This window comes from Curtobacterium sp. MCLR17_051 (assembly GCF_003234395.1).
GTDB lineage: Bacteria > Actinomycetota > Actinomycetes > Actinomycetales > Microbacteriaceae > Curtobacterium > Curtobacterium flaccumfaciens.
In genome coordinates, this window is sequence record NZ_QKTA01000008.1 from 95,861 (window position 1) to 115,954 (window position 20,094).

Genomic DNA, 20,094 nt, shown 5'->3' on the forward strand with positions numbered 1-20,094 from the left:
TTCCTGCGTGCAGCCCGTTCGTGATGAACCCGACCTGCGCTCGCTCATCCGGGCCCGTGCGGCCGACGGGGGCGTGCGCCACTTCCTCGAGGACGCCCGCTCCGAGCGCGTCCTCACGTACCGTGCGCTCGACGCCGCGGTGACCGCCTGGTCGCGGACCTTCGACGCGATCGGCATCGCCCCGTCGGGTGCCGTCCTGGTCGACGTGGCTGACCCGCTCGCGTTCGCGGTCGTGCACCTGAGCGCCGTCGCCGCAGGTCGCCGGGCGATCCCCGTCGACACCGGCCAGCCGGCCACCGAGCCCGGCCGTCTCGCCGACCTGATCGGCGGCGCGTCCATCGTCGTGTCGGACCGCGCGGTGGACGGGACCGTCCCCGGGGCACCGGCAAGCGGGATCGACCCGGCCACGTTCCTCCCGACCGCCGTCCGTGACGGCGACCTGCCCGCCCACAGCCCGCACCCGCCGGGCCAGGGGTCCGTCGTGCTGTTCACCTCCGGTTCGACCGGCACGCCGAAGGGCGTCGAGCTGCCCGAGACGCAGCTGCTGTTCGTCGCCCGGGCCGTCGCACGGCACAACCGGCTCGTGCCGGACGACCGCGGGTTCAACTCCTTGCCGCTGTTCCACGTCAACGCCGAGGTGGTCGGACTGCTCGCGACGCTCGTCGCCGGCGCGACCCTCGTGCTCGACCGGCGCTTCCGTCGTACCGGGTTCTGGGACCTGCTCGCGGAACGACGGATCACCTGGCTGAACGCCGTCCCGGCCGTCCTGGCCGTGCTGGCGAAGACCGGGCCGCTCGAGTTCCCGCCGGGCCTGCGGTTCGTACGCAGCGCGTCGGCGCCGCTGCCGGATCCGGTGCGCGCCGCCCTCGGTGACGTGCCGCTCGTCGTGAGCTGGGGCATGACTGAAGGCGCCTCGCAGATCACGGCGACGCCGCTCGACGAACCGGCCCGGCCGGGTACCGTCGGGGTGCCGGTCAGCTCCGAGGTGCAGGTCCGCGGCGAGGACGGCTCGGTGCTGCCCGCCGGCGAGATCGGTGCGCTGTGGGTGCGGGGCGAGGGGATCGTTCGGGGCTACCTGGGTGGCTGCGCGTCCGAGCGGTTCGACGCCGACGGGTGGCTGCACACCGGTGACGTCGGGTCCGTCAGCACCGACGGCTGGGTGTCCCTGGCCGGACGCTCCGACGACGTCATCAACCGCGGTGGCGAGAAGGTCTACCCGTCCGAGGTCGAGGACGTCCTGCTCGGCGACCCACGCGTGCTCGAGGCGGTCGTCGTCGCCCGCCCCGACGACGTGCTCGGTGCCGTCCCGATCGCCTACGTGATCCCGCAGCCCGACGAACCCGTCGACCACGCAGCCCTCGTGGCCGACCTCGTGGCCCGGGCCGAGGCACACCTGACCCGGTTCCGCCGACCGGTCGAGGTCATCGTCGTGCCGGACCTGCCGCGTGCGCCCACCGGCAAGGTGCAGCGCGCGAAGGTCCGGACCATGGCCCGACCATCGTGAACGGACCATCACGCGTGTCCCCGGCATCGACCGGCGACGAGCCGGGGGTGCAGACGCCGACGCGGACGGCCGAGGGCAAGCCCCGGCACCTGTACGAGGTCGACGTGCTCCGCATCCTCACGTTCGCGTGCGTGATCGGGGTGCACACCACGAGCCACACCGCCGCCACCGACGACGTCGGGCTGAACGCGCTGCTCGCCCTGCTGCACTTCACCCGGCTGGTCTTCTTCTCGCTGACCGCGTTCGTGCTCGTGTACAGCTACACCTTGCGCCCGAGGCCGATGGCGCAGTTCTGGCCGAAGCGGTTCCTGCTCGTGGGCGTGCCGTACCTGGCGTGGTCGTTCGTCTACGTCGCGGCGGCGTGGCTGCTGAGTCCCACCCGCCGTGGCGACGTCCCCGACCTGGTGCGCACCGCGGCCGAGGGCATCGTCACCGGCACCTCGTGGTACCACCTCTACTTCCTGCTCGTGACGATGCAGGTGTACCTGCTCCTGCCGGTGATCGTCTGGCTGGTGCGCCGGACCCGTGGGCACCACGTGACCGTGCTGGTCGTGGCGTTCCTGGTCCAGCTGGTGGTGTTCGCCGGGTACAAGTACTTCCCGGCGAGCGACGCGTGGATGCAGGGGTACCAGAAGCAGTTCTTCTTCTCGTACGTCTTCTTCATCGTCTCGGGGGCGATCGCCGCCGACCACGCGGATGCGTTCCTGCGGTTCATCCGGGTCCACCGCCGTTCGGTCCTGTGGGCGTTCGCCGGCGTCGGTGGGCTCACCCTCGGTGTGTGGGCGCTGCAGGTGGGCCTCGGGCAGTCCCTCTACGCCGCAGGGACACCGTTGCAGCCGGTCCAGGTGGTCTGGAGCACCGCGGTGTTCGTCGGGTTCCTGGCGATCGGCGCCGCCTGGGCGGACCGACGGCGCCCCGGGAGCCGGACCGCCCGGTTCGTCGACTACGCGTCCGATCGCTCGTTCGGCATCTTCCTGAGCCACCCGTTCGTCATCTGGATCCTGCTCTACGGCGACAGCTGGCTCGAGGCCGTCGTGCCGCGACCCTGGCTCACGCTCGTCACCTACCTGCTCGTGCTGGTGCTGTCCGTCGCGGTGACCGAGCTGTTCCGGTGGACGCCGCTCAGCGTGCCGCTGACCGGGCGGCCGTCGTTGTCCTCTCGGGCGTCGCGAGCGGCGCAGGCGCGTCGTTCCGCAGGCTCGGCGGTGCCGCAGCGGTCGCCGGAACCGGTGGAGCCGGACGACGCCCTCGTCGGCGAGACCGACGACGTCGGGCGGCGCGCCGCGCGCTGAGCGCTCGCCCGCACGGCGCAGCTCGCGTGCGAGGTTCCGTCCGTGGTGCGACGGTGACGCCGTCCCACGGGGTCCGGAACCTCGCACCAGCCGTGCGGGGCAGTGGACACGTGGCGCGACGGCCGGGAGGCACGTGGCGGGCCCGACCCGCGCCTCCCGGCCGTCGCGTGCGGACCACCAGGGCCGGTGCACGGTCCGCGCACAGGCTGCCGGCCGTCAGGCCGAGCGCTGCTCGGCCTTCGGGGTGCCGATCTCGAGCACGCCGTCGGTGGACGTCAGCCGCTGGGGCTTCATGAACCACGCGACGACGGCCGCGGCTCCGAGCAGGACGCAGGAGAGCGCGAAGGGCACCTGCCACCCCGAGGCGTCGATGAGCAGACCGAACACGATGGGCGAGACGACACCGGCGATGCCGAACCCGGTGTTCATGAAGCCCGAGGCCGTGCCGGACCACTGCGGCGCCACGTCCATCGGGATCGCCCACAGGTTGGCGTTGCAGAGCTCGAGGAAGAAGAACGACAGGGCCAGGGAGATCGTCGCGACGAGCAGCCCCTGCCCGATCACGAGCGGGATGAGGCAGAGGAGCGAGCCGCCGAGCCCGATCACCAGGATGGTCCGGCGGGCGTTCCGGGTGTTCCCGCCGCGGTGGATGATGCGGTCGCTGAGCATCCCGCCGACGGTGTCCCCGACGACACCGGCCAGCAGGATGAGGGTGGTGAACAGGGCGAAGTCGCCGATCTCCAGGCCGTAGGTGGAGCTGAGGAACGTCGGGAGCCACGTGAGGAACACCCAGAGGGTCCAGCCGTACCCGAAGTCGACGAAGGTGACCGGCAGGATCTGCTTCGCCAGCTGCCGCCACGGCACCGGGGGACGGGTCGCGCGGGTCTCGACCGGCGGGAGCTCGGCGAGCTCGACCTGCGTGATGCCCTTCGCGGACTCGGGCTTGTCGCGGAACCAGACGAACCAGACGACGGCCCACGCCAGGGACAGCACCGCGGTGGCGAAGAACGCCCAGCGCCAGCTGCCCGTCGCGCCGATCACCCACGCGACGATGAGCGGGGCCAGCGCGTTCCCGAGCCGTGCCGCGGAGTGCACCACGCCCTGGGCGAAGCCGTTCCGGTCGCGGGGGATCCACCGGCTCATCGCCTGCGTGGCGGTCGGGAACGCGGCGGCCTCGCTCAGCCCGAGCAGGGCCCGCGCGGCGAAGAGGGTCCAGAAGCCGACCGCGAACCCGGTCCAGAGCGTCGCGACGCCCCAGATCACCGTGATGACGAAGAGCGCCCGGCGCGGGCCGAACTTCTCGCTGATCGTGCCGCCGAACACCTGCAGTAGTGCGTACGGCAACGAGAACGCGGAGACGATGAGACCGGCGGTCGCCTCGTTGAACCCGAACTCCTCGGTGATGTGGGGCAGCGCCGTCGAGATGTTCGTCCGGTCGATGTACGAGATCGCGTACATGCAGCAGAGCAGGACGAGCACACGCCCGCGGATGCGTCCGCGGAACGGGGTGCCCTTGATCGGTGCGGCCGGGTTCGCCGTGGTCATGAGGCCTCTTCGGGGGAGTGGGAAGGAGTCGGGTGACTGGACGGATCGGACGGTATGCCCGATGACCATCAGTCGACTTGGAGCCTGCTTGCAGCGGACAGTACGCCGAGGGCGAGCAGGGGCCCTCGGTGTCAGGGGTGCCGACTACCGTTGTCCCCATGGGTGTTGCGATCGAACCGACCCGAGCGGTGCGTCCGTTCGAGGTCATCAGCGAGTACTCGCCGAGTGGCGACCAGCCCGCGGCCATCGCGGAACTCGCCGGGCGGATCAACGCCGGTGAGACCGACGTCGTGCTGCTGGGCGCGACCGGTACCGGCAAGTCGGCGACGACCGCGTGGCTCATCGAGCAGGTGCAGCGGCCGACACTCGTGCTCGCGCACAACAAGACCCTCGCGGCGCAGCTCGCCAACGAGTTCCGCAGCCTGATGCCGAACAACGCGGTCGAGTACTTCGTCTCGTACTACGACTACTACCAGCCCGAGGCGTACGTCCCGCAGACGGACACCTTCATCGAGAAGGACTCCTCCGTCAACGCCGAGGTCGAACGACTCCGGCACTCCACGACGAACTCGCTGCTCAGCCGTCGCGACACCGTGGTGGTGTCCACCGTCTCCTGCATCTACGGTCTCGGCACCCCCGAGCAGTACATGAACGCATCGGTCGCGCTCCACGTGGGCCAGACGATCTCCCGCGACCAGCTCGTCCGCAAGTTCGTCGCCATGCAGTACCAGCGCAACGACGTCGACTTCGCCCGGGGCACGTTCCGGGTGCGCGGCGACACCATCGAGATCATCCCGATGTACGAAGAGCACGCGATCCGCATCGAGATGTTCGGTGACGAGATCGAAGCGCTCTCCTCGCTGCACCCGCTCACCGGCAACGTCATCGACGACCTGCCCGCGGTGTCGATCTTCCCGGCCTCGCACTACGTCGCGGACACCGACGTGATGCACCGCGCGATCGCCTCCATCAAGGAAGAACTCGCGGAACGGCTCGCCGAGCTCGAGGGCCAGGGCAAGCTGCTCGAGGCCCAGCGCCTCCGGATGCGCACCACGTTCGACATCGAGATGATGGAGCAGATCGGGTTCTGCTCGGGCATCGAGAACTACTCGCGGCACATGGACGGCCGTGGTCCGGGCGAAGCGCCGCACTGCCTCATCGACTACTTCCCCGACGACTTCCTCATCGTCATCGACGAGTCGCACGTCACCGTGCCGCAGATCGGCGCGATGTACGAGGGTGACGCCTCGCGCAAGCGCACCCTCGTCGAGCACGGGTTCCGCCTGCCGAGCGCGATGGACAACCGCCCGCTGAAGTGGGAGGAGTTCCTCGAGCGCGTCGGGCAGAAGGTCTACCTGTCGGCCACCCCGGGGCGCTACGAGCTCGGGGTCACCGACAGCGTGGTCGAGCAGATCATCCGCCCGACCGGCCTGATCGACCCCGAGATCGTGGTCAAGCCGAGCGACGGCCAGATCGACGACCTGCTCGAGGAGATCAAGCAACGGGTCGAGAAGGACGAGCGCGTCCTCGTCACCACGCTGACCAAGCGCATGGCGGAGGAACTCACGGACTTCCTCGGGAACGCCGGTGTCCGCGTCCGCTACCTGCACTCCGACGTCGACACCCTGAAGCGCGTCGAGCTGCTGACCGAGCTGCGGCAGGGCGTCTACGACGTGCTCGTCGGCATCAACCTGCTGCGCGAGGGCCTCGACCTGCCCGAGGTGTCGCTCGTCGCGATCCTCGACGCCGACAAGGAAGGCTTCCTCCGTTCGTCGACGTCGCTCATCCAGACGATCGGTCGCGCTGCCCGCAACGTGTCGGGCCAGGTGCTCATGTACGCCGACAAGATGACCGACTCGATGAAGACCGCGATCGAGGAGACCGATCGCCGTCGTGAGAAGCAGGTCGCCTACAACCTGGAGCGCGGCATCGACCCCCAGCCGCTGCGCAAGAAGATCGCGGACATCACCGAGGTCCTGCAGCGCGAGAACGACGACACGAAGGCGCTCCTGCAGGGTCGCCCCGGCACCGACGGCCGTCGGTCGCCCACGCCGAACCTCAAGCGCGGCGGCATCGCGGGCGAGGGTGCGACGCAGCTCGGTGCCACCATCGCCGACCTGAACGACCAGATGCTGCAGGCGGCGGCGGAGCTGAAGTTCGAACTCGCGGCGCGACTGCGCGACGAGGTGCAGGACCTGAAGAAGGCCCTGCGCCAGATGGAGTCGGCCGGACATGTCAGCTGACGGCGCCCGCACGGTCGTCGTCACCGGTGCGAGCGCCGGGCTCGGGTACCACGCCGCCGAGCAGCTCGCCGCGGCGGGGCACCGTGTGGTGCTGGCGACGCGCGACCGCGGCCGGGCGGACGCCGCCGAGCGCAGCATCCGTCGGCACGTCGACGGGGCCTCGCTCGCCCACGTCCACCTCGACCTCGCCGACCTCGACTCGGTCAGTGCCGCTGCCGACGAACTCGCCGCGCTGGAACCCGACGGCGTCGACGCGGTCGTGAACAACGCCGGGGTCGTCGGGGCGTCGACGCGGGGGAGCACGGCACAGGGCACCGAACTGCAGATCGGTACGAACCACCTCGGGCACTTCGCGTGGACCGCCCGGGTCCTGCCCCTGCTCGAACGACGAGCCGGCCGGGTCGTGCACCTCGGGTCGATCGCCCACCGATTCGCCCAGCTCGATGCGCCCGATCCGCTCGGCGTCGGCCGGTACTCGAGCCACCGCCAGTACGCCAGGAGCAAGCTCGCCGTGATGCTGTTCGGCTTCGAGCTCGCCGAGCGACTGGCCGACTCGGGATCGTCCGTGTCGAGCGTCGTCGCGCACCCCGGCCTGTCGCTCGACCGCCTGTCGCCGGGCCGTCCCGACGTCAGCCCGACCAGAGCCGAACCCGAGTGGATCCGCCCGGCGCAGCGCATCGTCGCCCAGGGCAAGGACGTCGGCGCCCAGCCGCTCGTGCACGCGGCCGTCGGTCCTGACGTGCACTCGGGGGAGTACTGGGGCCCGGCAGGCTGGATGCAGCTCCGGGGCCCGGCCACGGTGGTCGCGGCCGAACCTCGGGCGCACGACCGCACCGTCGCAGCGCAGCTCTGGGCGGCGAGCGAGCGTACATCCGGTGTCGCGTTCGCTCTCGACGCACTCGTCTGACCCTCCATCCCGGCCGAATGTCGGTGCCGCTTCGTAGAATCGACGACGATGACCATCACCTCTGACCCCGGTACCTCGACGTCGGGCCGGAACGCCTTCGGCGAGCCCGCTGACCTCCACATCCCCGGCGGGACCGCTCCGCACAGCACCTCCACGCTCAGCGTGCGTGGCGCGCGCGTGCACAACCTCCGTGACGTCGACCTCGAGATCCCGCGCGACTCGCTCGTCGTGTTCACCGGCCTGTCCGGCTCGGGCAAGTCCTCGCTGGCGTTCGACACGATCTTCGCCGAGGGGCAGCGCCGCTACGTCGAGTCGCTGTCCGCCTACGCGCGCCAGTTCCTCGGCCAGGTCGACCGCCCCGACGTCGACTTCATCGAGGGGCTCTCGCCGGCGGTGTCGATCGACCAGAAGTCGACCAACCGCAACCCGCGGTCGACCGTCGGCACGATCACCGAGGTCTACGACTACATGCGTCTGCTCTGGGCGCGCATCGGGGTCCCGCACTGCCCGACGTGTGGCGAGGTGATCAGCAAGCAGACCGTGCAGCAGATCGCCGACCAGCTCATGCAGTTCGAGACCGGTACCCGCTTCCAGGTCCTCGCACCCGTGATCTCGAAGAAGAAGGGCGAATTCGTCGACCTCTTCCAGGAGCTCGCGGCGTCCGGCTACGCCCGCGCGATCGTGGACGGGGAGCGCATCCAGCTCAGCGACCCGCCCAAGCTCAAGAAGCAGGTCAAGCACGACATCTCGGTCATCGTCGACCGCCTGGTGGCGAGCGACGACATCCTCGGTCGTCTCACCGACTCGCTCGAGACCGCCCTGCGCCTGACCGACGGCACCGTCGGCATCGACCTGGTGGACCACGAGGGGCCCGGAGCGGTCCGGAACTACTCCGAGAACCTCTCGTGCCCGAACAACCACCCGCTCGCACTCACCGAGATCGAGCCGCGCACGTTCTCGTTCAACGCGCCGTTCGGTGCCTGCCCCGAGTGCTCCGGACTCGGCACCCGCATGTCGGTCGACCCCGACCTGGTGCTCGGCGACCCCGAGGCCTCGTTGCGGGACGGCGTCCTGCTGCCCTGGACCGGGACGAGCGGGCTGTACTCCTACTTCGAGAAGCTGCTCGGCGGCCTCGGCAAGGAGCTCGGCTTCTCGCTCGACACCCCGTGGAACCAGCTCGACCCCGCGGTGCAGGCGTCGATCCTGACCGGCAAGGACTTCCAGGTGTCGGTCTCCTGGCGCAACCGCTTCGGCCGCGAGATGCGGTACACGAGCGGGTTCGAAGGCGTCATGCCCTACATCGAGCGCAAGTTCGCCGAGGCCGAGTCGGACTCGCAGCGGCAGCGCTTCCAGGGGTACCTGCGCGAGGTCCCGTGCCCGGTGTGCGAGGGAACCCGCCTCAAGCCCGAGGTGCTCGCGGTGACGGTCAACGACCGCAGCATCGCGGACGTCACCGACATGTCGCTCGACAACGCGTACTCGTTCATGGACGAGCTGACGCTGACCGACCGCGAAGCGCACATCGCCGCCGCGGTCCTCCGCGAGATCCGCGCACGCCTCGAGTTCCTGCTCGAGGTCGGCCTGAACTACCTCACGCTGGCACGTGGTGCCGGTGGTCTCTCCGGCGGTGAGGCGCAGCGCATCCGCCTGGCGACGCAGATCGGCTCCGGGCTGACGGGCGTGCTGTACGTACTCGACGAGCCGAGCATCGGCCTGCACCAGCGCGACAACCGACGACTCATCGACACCCTGGTCAAGCTCAAGGACCTCGGCAACACGCTCATCGTCGTCGAGCACGACGAGGACACGATCCGCACGGCCGACTGGGTCGTCGACATCGGCCCCGGTGCCGGTGTGAACGGCGGCAACGTCGTGCACTCCGGTTCGTACGAGGGCATCATCGAGAACCGCGAGTCGATCACCGGTGACTACCTCGCCGGCCGACGCGCGATCGAGGTGCCGGCCGAGCGTCGCAAGGTCAACCTGAAGCGCGCCATCACCGTGCAGGGCGCCCGCGCGAACAACCTCAAGTCGATCGACGCGGACTTCCCCCTCGGTGTGTTCACCGCGGTGACGGGCGTCAGCGGGTCCGGCAAGTCGACGCTGGTGAACGACATCCTGTACAAGGTGCTCGCCAACCAGCTCAACGGCGCCCGGCACATCGCGGGCAAGCACACCCGGGTGAAGGGCCTCGACCAGCTCGACAAGGTCGTGCACGTCGACCAGGCACCGATCGGTCGCACCCCGCGCTCGAACCCGGCGACCTACACGGGCGTGTTCGACCGCATCCGCCAGCTGTTCGCCGAGACGCAAGAGGCGAAGACCCGCGGCTACCAGCCGGGCCGCTTCAGCTTCAACGTCAAGGGCGGCCGCTGCGAGAACTGCGCGGGCGACGGCACGATCAAGATCGAGATGAACTTCCTGCCCGACGTCTACGTCGCGTGCGAGGTCTGCGGTGGTGCGCGCTACAACCGCGAGACGCTCCAGGTGCACTACAAGGGCAAGAACATCTCCGAGGTCCTCGACATGCCGATCAGCGAGGCGGCCGAGTTCTTCGAGCCGATCTCGGCGATCCACCGCTACATGGCGACCCTGGTCGACGTGGGCCTCGGCTACGTGCGCCTCGGCCAGAGCGCGACCACGCTCTCCGGCGGCGAGGCGCAGCGCGTCAAGCTCGCCACCGAGCTGCAGCGTCGCTCGAACGGCCGCACGGTCTACGTGCTCGACGAGCCGACGACCGGTCTGCACTTCGAGGACGTCCGCAAGCTGCTCCTCGTGCTGCAGAGCCTGGTCGACAAGGGCAACACCGTCATCACGATCGAGCACAACCTCGACGTCATCAAGTCCGCCGACTGGCTGATCGACATGGGACCCGAGGGCGGTTCCGGTGGTGGCACGGTCCTGGCGACGGGTACCCCGGAGCACGTGGCGACCGTGCCGGAGAGCCACACCGGTGTCTTCCTGCGCGAGATCTTCGACGCGCAGGACGCCCGGGTCGGCAAGCAGCAGGCGGTCGGCGCACGCCAGGCCACCCAGAAGCAGCAGGGCGGCAAGCAGCAGGGCGCGACCAAGCAGGCGAGCAAGCAGAAGGCGGGTGCTCGGTAGGTGGCGGACACCGTCCCGTGGCGTCCGAAGGCGGGAGAGATCCCGACCGACCCGGGCGTCTACCGATGGCGTGACGAAGCCGGTCGGGTGCTCTACGTCGGCAAGGCGAAGAACCTCCGCGCCCGGCTGAGCAACTACTTCGCGCCGCTGCCGACGCTGCACGAGCGCACGCGGCGCATGGTCCTCACGGCACGCAGTGTCGAGTGGACGACGGTCGGCTCCGAGATCGAGGCGCTCCAGCTGGAGTACACCTGGATCAAGGAGTTCGACCCGCCGTTCAACGTCAAGTTCCGCGACGACAAGTCGTACCCGTACATGGCGGTCACCCTGGGTGACGAAGCGCCGCGGGTGATGGTGACGCGCAACCGCAAGATCAAGGGCGCGAAGTACTTCGGTCCGTACCCGAAGATCTGGGCGGTGCACGACACCATCGACCTGATGATCAAGGTCTTCCCGATCCGCACGTGCTCGGACTCGTCGTACAAGAAGGCGATGCAGACGGGCCGTCCGTGCTTCCCGGGGCAGATCGGCAAGTGCGGTGGCCCGTGCTCGCAGAAGGTCACGATCGAGGAGCACCGCGCGCTCGTCGAGGAGTTCGTGCGCTTCATGAACTCCTACGACCGTCGGGTCATCACCGAACTCCGGCAGCGCATGGGGGCCTCCGCCGACGCGATGCAGTACGAGCAGGCCGCGAAGTACCGCGACCAGGTCGAGGCGCTCGAAGCCGTGCTCGAGAAGTCCGCCGTGGTGCTCCGCGACTCGGTCGACCTCGACCTGTTCGGCATCGCGGAGGACGAGCTCGCCGCGGCCGTGCAGCTGTTCTCCGTCCGTGGCGGCCGCATCCGCGGTGTCCGCGGCTGGGTCGTCGACAAGGAGCTCGACATCGCCACCGGCGACCTCGTCGAGCAGATCGTGCAGGGCGTCTACGTCACCGACGAGCCCCCGCGCGAGGTCGTCGTCCCCGAGCTGCCCGAGGACGCCGACGCGCTCCAGGAGTGGCTCAGCAAGCGCCGGAACGGGCGCGGCACGAAGCTCAGTACGGCACAGCGCGGCGATCGCGCCGGGCTCGCCCGGACGGCCGCGCAGAACGCCGGGCAGGCGCTCATGCTCTACAAGACCAAGCGTTCAGCCGACTACACCACCCGGGCCGCGGCACTGGCCGACATCCAGGACGCCCTCGGCATGACCGAGGCGCCGCTCCGCATGGAGTGCTACGACATCTCGCACCTGCAGGGCACGAACGTCGTCGCGTCGATGGTGGTGTTCGAGGACGGCCTGCCGCGCAAGGACCAGTACCGCCGGTACTCGATCGCCGAGACCACCGACGACACCGACAGCATGTACCAGGTGCTCTCGCGGCGCCTGGCGCGGCTGGACGAGGACGCCGAGCTGCCGGACGTCCCCGACGTCACGACCGACGAGGTCGTCGAGGGGTCGAAGCCGACGAAGCGGTTCGCCTACCGGCCGCAGCTGCTCATCGTCGACGGCGGCCAGCCCCAGGTGCAGGCCGCGAAGCGCGCGATGGACGAAGCCGGCGTGCACGACATCGCTCTGGTCGGCATCGCCAAGCGGCTCGAGGAGCTCTGGCTCCCCGACGACGACTTCCCGGTCATCCTGCCCCGCAACTCCGAGGCGCTCTTCCTCATCCAGCGCATCCGCGACGAGGCGCACCGGTTCGCGATCACCCACCAGCGCAGCAAGCGGAAGCGCGACGTGCGGTCGCGGCTGTCCGAGATCCCCGGTCTCGGCCCGAGTCGCGTCAACGCCCTGCTGAAGCACTTCGGCTCGGTCGCCCGGCTGCGTGAAGCCACGGCCGAGGACATCGGTGAGGTGAACGGCATCGGTCCGGCGACTGCTGCTGCGGTGGTCTCGAAGCTGGCCCAGACGCCGACGAGCGCGCCGGCGACGAGCGCGTCCAGCGCCCCCGAACCGGACGCCGACGCGATCGCGGACACCGTGACCGAGAACGCAGCCACCCAGCAGACCGCCACCCACCCGGGAGGCCCGGTGCGGGTCCCCGAGGTGACCAGCGACGGTCCGCAGCGACCGTCGTGACGAACCCCGCGCCTCCCGGCCGCCACCGGGCGGTAGCCTGGTCCGGCAGCCGAGACCTCCCCGGGCGACGCGCCCGGGCCGCCACGACGGAGCCCACTCCCAGATGACCGACAGCGCCACCGCGACCACCCACGCGTCGCAGCACGACATCCTCATCGTCACCGGCATGTCCGGGGCCGGGCGGTCCACCGTCGGCAAGGCCCTCGAAGACCTGGGCTGGTACGTCGTCGACAACCTGCCCACGCAGATGCTGGCCCCGCTGACCGAACTGGCCGACCGCGCGGGGGAGAAGATCCCGAAGATCGCCACGGTGGTCGACGTCCGCGGCGGGCGGTTCTTCACCGACCCCGAGCACGCGGTCGAGCAGGTCCGCTCGAGCACCTCCGCGCGGGTCCGGGTGCTGTTCCTCGAAGCCACCGACGCCGTGCTGGTCCGGCGCTTCGAGCAGGTCCGCCGACCCCACCCGCTCCAGGGCGAGGACACCCTGCTCGACGGCATCGCCCGCGAACGGGCGCGTCTCGCCGGCCTGCGCGAGGCGTCCGACGTGGTGATCGACACCTCCGACCTCAACATCCACCAGCTCGCCAACACCGTGATCGAGCACTTCGCCGACGAGCACTTCGTGGGTGTACAGGTCACGCTGATGAGCTTCGGGTTCAAGTACGGTCTGCCCGCCGACGCCGACATGGTGGCCGACGTGCGGTTCCTCCCGAACCCTTACTGGGTGCCGGAACTGCGGCCCCACACCGGGCTGGACCAGCCGGTCTCGGACTACGTGCTGGCCCAGGCCGGAGCCCGTCCGTTCGTCGATCGCTACGCCTCCGTCCTCGAGCCGGTGTTCGAGGGGTACCAGCGCGAGAACAAAAGACACGCTACGATCGCCATCGGCTGTACCGGCGGGAAGCACCGCTCGGTCGCCATCGTCGCCGAGTTGGCGAACCTCCTCCGCGGGATGCCTGGCGTCGCCGTGCGTGTGAAGAACCGAGATCTCGGCCGGGAGTGACCGTCCCTCCGGCCGCTCCCACGCCCGTGCCGCCGGATCTGCGGGAACCACTGAACGAACGTTAGGAATGATGCTGTGCCGTTGACTGCCGAGGTCAAGGACGAACTGGCCAGGGTCGCCGTGAACCGCAACACGGTCCGCGCCGCCGAACTGGCCACGATCCTCCGGTTCGCTGGTGGTCTGCACGTCATCTCGGGCCGCATCGCGGTCGAGGTCGAGCTCGACACCCGGATCATCGTGCACCGGGTCCGCAAGGACCTCGCCGAGCTCTACGGCGTGCGCAGCGAGGCGTCGGTGGGCTCGTCCGCGTCCGCCCGCCGCGGGACCCGCTACCTGGTCCGCGTGCTCGAGGCGGGGGAGACCCTCGCCCGCCAGACCGGCCTGATGGACGCCCGTCGTCGTCCCGTCCGCGGGCTGCCGAACCGCCTCACCACGGGCAACCGTGAGGACCTCGCTGCCATCTGGCGCGGCGCCTTCCTCGCCTCCGGCACCCTGACCGACCCGGGTCGGGCCGCAGCGCTCGAGGTCACCTGCCCCGGCAACGAGGCCGCGATGGCCCTCGTCGGTGCCGCCTCGCGTCTCGGGGTCGCCGCGAAGGGCCGCGAGGTCCGCGGGGTGCACCGCGTCGTCATCCGCGACGGCGAGGCCATCGGTCAGATGCTGACCGTCATGGGCGCAGCGCGCACCACCGCCGACTGGGAGGAGATGCGCCAGCGCCGCGAGGTCCGCGCGACCGCGAACCGCCTGGTCAACTTCGACGACGCGAACCTCCGCCGTTCCGCGCAGGCCGCCGTGGCCGCCTGCGCCCGGGTCGAGCGTGCGCTCGAGATCCTCGGCGACGAGGTCCCCGACCACCTGCAGTACGCCGGCACGCTGCGCCTGCAGCACCGCGACGCGTCGCTCGACGAGCTCGGCCAGCACGCGGACCCGCCCATGACCAAGGACGCCATCGCCGGCCGCATCCGGCGCCTGCTGGCGATGGCCGACAAGCGGGCCTCCGACCTCGGCATCCCGGGCACCGAAGCGAGCGTTCCCGAGGAGCTCGAAGGGGCCTGAGAGCGGTCTGTCGACCCCACGGACGGGAGGCGCGGTGCCAGCTGGCACCGCGCCTCCCGTCCGTTCTCCGGCCCGTTCTCGGACCCGTTCCCGGCCCGGTCGGCGACCGTCCGGACGGACCGTCATCCCGCTCGGGCACGCAGTGTCCGACTGCTAGGGTCGTTACGGCGACGTTACGGGGCGTATCGTCCACCACACGCGGGCCCGCCAGGGTGCGCGACTCCCGAAAGCAGCGCCCCCTGGGCGCTCCACACTCACCAGGAGATCCATTGACCGTCAAGATCGGTATCAACGGCTTCGGCCGCATCGGCCGTAACTTCTTCCGGGCCGCCCTCGCGAAGGGCTCCGACCTCGAGATCGTGGCGGTGAACGACCTCACCGACAACGCGTCGCTCGCCAACCTGCTGAAGTTCGACTCCATCACGGGCCGTCTCGGCGTCTCCGTCGAGCTCGACGGCGACAACATCGTCGTCGACGGCAAGGCCATCAAGGTCCTCGCCGAGCGCGACCCCGCCAACCTGCCCTGGGGCGAGCTGGGTGTCGACATCGTCATCGAGTCGACCGGGTTCTTCACCAAGGCCGCCGATGCGCAGAAGCACATCGACGCCGGCGCCAAGAAGGTCATCATCTCCGCCCCGGCCTCGGGTGACGACGTCACCATCGTGCTCGGCGTGAACGAGGACCAGTACGACGCGGCGAACCACCACATCATCTCGAACGCGTCCTGCACCACGAACAGCCTCGCGCCGCTCGCCAAGGTGTTCCACGACAAGTTCGGCATCGAGCGTGGCCTGATGACGACGGTGCACGCCTACACCGCCGACCAGAACCTGCAGGACGGCCCGCACAAGGACCCCCGTCGTGCCCGTGCCGCCGCGCTGAACATCGTCCCGACCTCGACCGGTGCCGCCAAGGCCATCGGTCAGGTCATGCCGGAGCTCGCCGGCAAGCTCGACGGCTTCGCGCTGCGCGTCCCGGTCCCCACCGGCTCGATCACCGACCTCACCCTCGAGACCAAGTCCGAGGTCACCGTCGACGAGATCAACGCTGCCTACAAGGAGGCCGCAGAAGGCCCCCTCAAGGGCATCCTGCTCTACAGCGAGGACCCGCTGGTGTCGACCGACATCACCACGGACCCGCACTCCTCGATCTACGACTCCGGCCTGACCAAGGTCATCGGCGGCCTCGTGAAGATCACCTCGTGGTACGACAACGAGTGGGGCTACTCGAACCGCCTCGTCGACCTCACCGAGTACGTCGGCGAGCGTCTGTAACACATGGCCCTCCGCACCCTCGAGGACCTCGGCGACCTCGCCGGCAAACGCGTCGTCGTCCGCTGTGACCTGAACGTCCCGCTCAAGGACGGCACGATCACGGACGACGGCCGCGTCCGTGCCTCGCTGACCACGCTGAACACCCTCGTCAACGCCGGCGCACGCGTCATCGTGATCTCGCACCTGGGCCGCCCCGACGGGGAGCCCAAGCCCGAGTTCTCGCTCGCACCGGTGGCCCAGCGGCTCTCCGAGCTGCTCGGCAAAGAGGTCACGTTCGTCGGCGAGACCGTCGGCGACGAAGCGACCGCCGCGGCCGAGGCCCTCGAGGACGGCGACGTCCTGCTGCTCGAGAACCTCCGCTTCAACCCGGAGGAGACCTCGAAGGACGCCGCCGAGCGCGGTGCCTTCGCGGACCGCATCGCCGCCCTCGGTGATGCCTTCGTCTCCGACGGCTTCGGTGTCGTGCACCGCAAGCAGGCCTCGGTATACGAGCTCGCGTCCGCACTGCCCAGTGCAGCCGGTTCGCTGATCGAGACCGAGCTGCGCGTGCTCGAGCGTCTGACCACCTCGCCGGAGCGGCCGTACACGGTCGTGCTCGGCGGGTCGAAGGTCAGCGACAAGCTCGGTGTCATCGACCACATCCTGCCGAAGGTCGACACCCTCTGCATCGGTGGCGGCATGCTCTTCACGTTCCTCGCGGCCCAGGGCCACGGGGTCGCGAAGTCGCTGCTCGAGGCGGACCAGCTCGACGTCGTCCGCGAGTACCTCTCGCGGGCGAAGGAGCTCGGTGTCACCATCGACCTGCCGACCGACGTCGTGGTGGCCTCCGCCTTCGCGGCCGACGCCGACCACGAGACCGTGGCGGCCGACGCCATCGAGTCCTCGTCGTTCGGTACGGACGGCATCGGCCTCGACATCGGCCCGGAGACCGCTGCGCGGTTCGCCTCGGCCGTCTCGGGTTCGAAGACCGTGTTCTGGAACGGCCCGATGGGCGTGTTCGAGTTCCCGGCCTTCGCCGCCGGCACGAAGACCGTCGCGCAGGCGCTCACCGAGGTCGACGGCCTCGGCGTCGTCGGTGGTGGCGACTCCGCTGCCGCCGTGCGGTCGCTCGGGTTCTCGGACGACCAGTTCGGCCACATCTCGACCGGTGGCGGTGCGAGCCTCGAGTTCCTCGAGGGCAAGTCGCTGCCCGGTCTCGAAGCACTGGGGTGGACCGCATGAGCCGCACGCCGTTGATCGCGGGCAACTGGAAGATGAACCTGGACCACCTCCAGGCCATCGCCACCGTGCAGAAGCTCGCGTGGACGCTCAAGGACGCCCGGCACGACTTCGACGACGTCGAGGTCGCGGTGTTCCCGCCGTTCACCGACCTGCGGAGCGTGCAGACGCTCATCTCGGCCGACAAGCTGCCGATCCACTTCGGTGCGCAGGACCTGTCGCAGTTCGACTCCGGTGCCTACACCGGTGACGTCTCCGGCGCGTTCCTCGCCGCACTCGACGCCCAGTACGTCATCGTCGGCCACTCCGAGCGGCGCACGCTGCACGGCGAGACCGACGAGGTCGTCGCGGCGAAGACCGCAGCGGCCGTCAAGCACGGCCTCGTCCCCGTGGTGTGCGTCGGCGAGACCGGCGAGCAGCGCGAGGAGCGCGGCGCCGGTGTCGTGCCGGTCGAGCAGCTCCGCGTCGTGCTCGACGCGGTCAAGCCCGCCGACATCGTCGTGGCGTACGAGCCCGTCTGGGCCATCGGCTCCGGCCAGGCCGCCACGGCCGAGCAGGCGCAGGACGAGTGCGCGGCCATCCGTCGTGGCATCGCCGCAGCCTGGGGCGACCAGGCTGCTGCCGACACCCGAGTGCTCTACGGCGGCTCGGTCAAGTCGGGCAACATCGCGGGGTTCCTCCGCGAGCCCGACATCGACGGCGCGCTCGTCGGTGGCGCTTCGCTCGACGTGCAGGAGTTCGCGGCCATCGCCCGGTTCCGTCAGCACGTCGGGCTGTAGTCCACAGGCGTCGTCGCGGGCAGTCGTCCGCACCACTCCCGTCCAGGTACCGGCCGTGCTCCGCGCGGCCGGTACACTGGTACGGCTGACTGACACGAAAGGTACGTCGTGGCGATACTCTCCGTCGTGCTGCAGGTCCTGCTCGCAATCACGAGCCTCCTGCTCACGCTCCTCATCCTGCTGCACAAGGGCCGCGGTGGTGGCCTCTCCGACATGTTCGGCGGTGGGGTCACGAGCAACCTCGGTGCGTCCGGCGTGGCCGAGCGCAACCTCAACCGCATCACGGTGATCCTCGGTCTGGTCTGGATCGTCTCCATCATCGTGCTCGGTCTCATCAACAAGTTCACGGCGGGGGTCTGATCCATGGCAAGCGGAGGCAGTGCAATCCGAGGGTCTCGCGTCGGCGCGGGACCGATGGGCGAACAGGACCGCGGGGTCCAGGCAGAGCGCGTGGCGATCTCGTACTGGGACGCCCTCGGCAACGAGGTCGTGCGGTACTTCGCCGCGAACCTGCCCGATGAAGAGATCCCCGAGACGGTGGACTCGCCGTCGAGTGGTCTGCCGGCTGGGCGCGACAAGGAGAACCCTCCCGTGGTCTCCAAGACGGAGCCCTACAAGACCCACCTCGCGTACGTGAAGGAACGCCGTACCGAAGAAGAGGCAGCGCAGCTCCTCGAGGACGCGCTCCAGCAGCTCCGAGAGCGTCGCGGCACCGCGGCGAAGAAGAGCTAGCGCACACACGCTGACGAAGGCCCCTGCACCGATGGTGCGGGGGCCTTCGTGCGTCCGGTGCACGGGTGGCTCGCTCGCCGAGGGGTCACGACACGCCGCGTGCGGTGCGCCGAGGTGGCACGAACTGTCACCTGCGGCGCCCGGAACCGACAGTTCGTGACCGCTCGGCGTCGGGCCGGCAGGGTGTCAGGACCACTCGGCGTCGCTCGGCGCCGGGGTGCCGCGCGGAGCGACGGTTCGCCGAGGGGTCACGACACGCCGCGTGCGGTGCGCGGTGGTGGCCCGAACTGTCGCCTGCGGCGCCCGCAGCCGACAGTTCGTGACCACTCGGCGTCGGGCCGGCAGGGTGTCACGACCACTCGGCGTCGCTCGGCGCCGAGGTGCCGCGCGGAGCGGCGGTTCGCCGAGGGGTCACGACACGCCGCGTGCGGAGCGCGGTGGTGGCACGAACCGTCGCCTGCGGCGCCCGCGGACGACAGTTCGTGCCCCCTCGACCCAGGGGCTCGGGCGCGGCGCGCAGTGGGCGCGACCACAGACGGACGGGAGGCCCGGTGCCAGCTGGCACCGGGCCTCCCGTCCGTCAGGAACGCGCGTCTAGTACGTCGACGCGATCAGGTTCTCGGGGACGTCGCGCGCGGCGTCCTGGTCCACGAAGAAGACGGTGCGCTTGCGACCCTGCACGCCACCGACGGGGACGTCCTCGATCGACGCACCCGCGAGGGCCAGCCCGAGGACCGAAGCCTTCTCGGCACCGGAGAGGATCACCCAGACGCGCTGCGAGGCGTTGATCACCGGGAAGGTGACGGTCAGACGCTGCGGCGGCGGCTTGGGGGAGTCGTCGACCGACACGACGGCACGGTCGATGACGGTGAGCTGCGGGAACTCCGGGAAGAGCGAGGCGGTGTGTCCGTCGGGACCGACGCCGAGCAGCGTGATGTCGAAGCGCGGAGCGACGGCGCCCTCGGGCGCGGCGTGCTGCAGTTCGCGCTCGTACTGGGTCGCCGCGGCCTCGATGTCGAGCCCGCCGTCCGACGCCGGCATCGGGTGGATGTTCGACGCGGGGATGTCGACGTGGTCGAAGAAGTCGGTCTGCGTGCCGATCGTGTTGCGGTCGGCGTCGTCCGACGGGACCCAGCGCTCGTCGACCCACCAGACGTGCACCTTCGACCAGTCGACGCTCTCGCGCGCCGGCGACTGGCCGATCGCGGCGAGGACGAGGGAGGAGACTGAGCCACCGCTGATCGCGATGTCGGCACGCTCCTGCTCGTCGAGCACGTCGATGATCTTGGTGATGAAGCGTGCGGCGACCGAAGCGCCGAGGGCCTGCTTGTCCGGGTGCACGAGCACCCGCCGTTCGTTGGTCACGTGACTCCCGTGTTCG

At 70.0% G+C, this 20,094-nt stretch carries 15 protein-coding genes; 13 read left to right on the forward strand and 2 right to left on the reverse strand.

Annotated features, from left to right (window positions below):
* Positions 1-7: 7 nt before the first annotated feature.
* Positions 8-1,504: an AMP-binding protein gene (locus DEJ06_RS09135; protein WP_111039096.1), complete on the forward strand. Its 1,497-nt coding sequence runs from the start codon at positions 8-10 to the stop codon at positions 1,502-1,504.
* A 47-nt stretch (positions 1,505-1,551) separates the two neighbouring features.
* The gene (locus DEJ06_RS09140; RefSeq protein ID WP_181437342.1) at positions 1,552-2,796 is read left to right on the forward strand and encodes an acyltransferase; all 1,245 of its coding nucleotides are present in this window, start codon (positions 1,552-1,554) and stop codon (positions 2,794-2,796) included.
* A gap of 216 nt (positions 2,797-3,012) precedes the next feature.
* Here DEJ06_RS09140 and DEJ06_RS09145 read toward each other — a convergent pair whose 3' ends face one another.
* Entirely contained in the window at positions 3,013-4,341 is a 1,329-nt protein-coding gene (locus DEJ06_RS09145; RefSeq protein ID WP_111029276.1) for an MFS transporter, read from the reverse strand.
* Between the two features lie 170 nt (positions 4,342-4,511).
* On the opposite strand from DEJ06_RS09145, the gene uvrB reads away from it, so the two are divergent.
* From uvrB to DEJ06_RS09200, 11 genes are all read left to right on the forward strand, one after another.
* Complete coding sequence (uvrB, locus tag DEJ06_RS09150) at positions 4,512-6,584, forward strand: excinuclease ABC subunit UvrB (protein ID WP_071403981.1); 2,073 nt, start codon at positions 4,512-4,514, stop codon at positions 6,582-6,584.
* Positions 6,574-7,491 (forward strand): SDR family NAD(P)-dependent oxidoreductase, encoded by a 918-nt coding sequence (locus DEJ06_RS09155; protein WP_111039098.1) that lies wholly within the window; start codon positions 6,574-6,576, stop codon positions 7,489-7,491. Before uvrB ends, DEJ06_RS09155 begins: the two co-directional genes overlap by 11 nt.
* A gap of 48 nt (positions 7,492-7,539) precedes the next feature.
* The gene (gene uvrA, locus DEJ06_RS09160) at positions 7,540-10,596 is read left to right on the forward strand and encodes an excinuclease ABC subunit UvrA (protein WP_258372416.1); all 3,057 of its coding nucleotides are present in this window, start codon (positions 7,540-7,542) and stop codon (positions 10,594-10,596) included.
* Positions 10,597-12,651: an excinuclease ABC subunit UvrC gene (uvrC, locus tag DEJ06_RS09165; protein WP_111039099.1), complete on the forward strand. Its 2,055-nt coding sequence runs from the start codon at positions 10,597-10,599 to the stop codon at positions 12,649-12,651.
* A gap of 103 nt (positions 12,652-12,754) precedes the next feature.
* Complete coding sequence (rapZ, locus tag DEJ06_RS09170) at positions 12,755-13,654, forward strand: RNase adapter RapZ (protein ID WP_027465691.1); 900 nt, start codon at positions 12,755-12,757, stop codon at positions 13,652-13,654.
* 75 nt (positions 13,655-13,729) lie between these two features.
* A complete protein-coding gene (gene whiA / locus DEJ06_RS09175) occupies positions 13,730-14,710 on the forward strand; it encodes a DNA-binding protein WhiA (RefSeq protein WP_027465690.1) in 981 nt (326 codons plus the stop codon).
* A 269-nt stretch (positions 14,711-14,979) separates the two neighbouring features.
* Entirely contained in the window at positions 14,980-15,984 is a 1,005-nt protein-coding gene (gap, locus tag DEJ06_RS09180) for a type I glyceraldehyde-3-phosphate dehydrogenase (protein WP_017887253.1), read from the forward strand.
* Positions 15,985-15,987: 3 nt separating this feature from the next.
* Positions 15,988-17,205 carry a phosphoglycerate kinase gene (locus DEJ06_RS09185; RefSeq protein WP_111039100.1) on the forward strand — a complete coding sequence of 406 codons (1,218 nt, stop codon included), beginning with the start codon at positions 15,988-15,990 and terminating at the stop codon, positions 17,203-17,205.
* Positions 17,202-17,981 (forward strand): triose-phosphate isomerase, encoded by a 780-nt coding sequence (tpiA, locus tag DEJ06_RS09190; protein WP_111031855.1) that lies wholly within the window; start codon positions 17,202-17,204, stop codon positions 17,979-17,981. Before DEJ06_RS09185 ends, tpiA begins: the two co-directional genes overlap by 4 nt.
* A 108-nt stretch (positions 17,982-18,089) precedes the next feature.
* A complete protein-coding gene (secG, locus tag DEJ06_RS09195) occupies positions 18,090-18,341 on the forward strand; it encodes a preprotein translocase subunit SecG (protein WP_017887256.1) in 252 nt (83 codons plus the stop codon).
* A 3-nt stretch (positions 18,342-18,344) separates the two neighbouring features.
* Positions 18,345-18,713: an RNA polymerase-binding protein RbpA gene (locus tag DEJ06_RS09200; protein WP_110862753.1), complete on the forward strand. Its 369-nt coding sequence runs from the start codon at positions 18,345-18,347 to the stop codon at positions 18,711-18,713.
* 594 nt (positions 18,714-19,307) lie between these two features.
* Here the strand turns inward: DEJ06_RS09200 and pgl are convergent.
* Positions 19,308-20,078 carry a 6-phosphogluconolactonase gene (gene pgl, locus DEJ06_RS09205; protein ID WP_111039101.1) on the reverse strand — a complete coding sequence of 257 codons (771 nt, stop codon included), beginning with the start codon at positions 20,076-20,078 and terminating at the stop codon, positions 19,308-19,310.
* Positions 20,079-20,094: the final 16 nt, after the last annotated feature.

Excerpts from the sequence above, each read along its gene's own strand:
- uvrA (WP_258372416.1), top strand. The coding sequence starts at position 7,540 with ATGACCATCACCTCTGACCCCGGTACCTCGACGTCGGGCCGGAACGCC.
- DEJ06_RS09145 (WP_111029276.1), bottom strand. The coding sequence starts at position 4,341 with ATGACCACGGCGAACCCGGCCGCACCGATCAAGGGCACCCCGTTCCGC.
- tpiA (WP_111031855.1), top strand. The coding sequence starts at position 17,202 with ATGAGCCGCACGCCGTTGATCGCGGGCAACTGGAAGATGAACCTGGAC.
- rapZ (WP_027465691.1), top strand. The coding sequence starts at position 12,755 with ATGACCGACAGCGCCACCGCGACCACCCACGCGTCGCAGCACGACATC.
- DEJ06_RS09185 (WP_111039100.1), top strand. The coding sequence starts at position 15,988 with ATGGCCCTCCGCACCCTCGAGGACCTCGGCGACCTCGCCGGCAAACGC.
- DEJ06_RS09200 (WP_110862753.1), top strand. The coding sequence starts at position 18,345 with ATGGCAAGCGGAGGCAGTGCAATCCGAGGGTCTCGCGTCGGCGCGGGA.
- DEJ06_RS09155 (WP_111039098.1), top strand. The coding sequence starts at position 6,574 with ATGTCAGCTGACGGCGCCCGCACGGTCGTCGTCACCGGTGCGAGCGCC.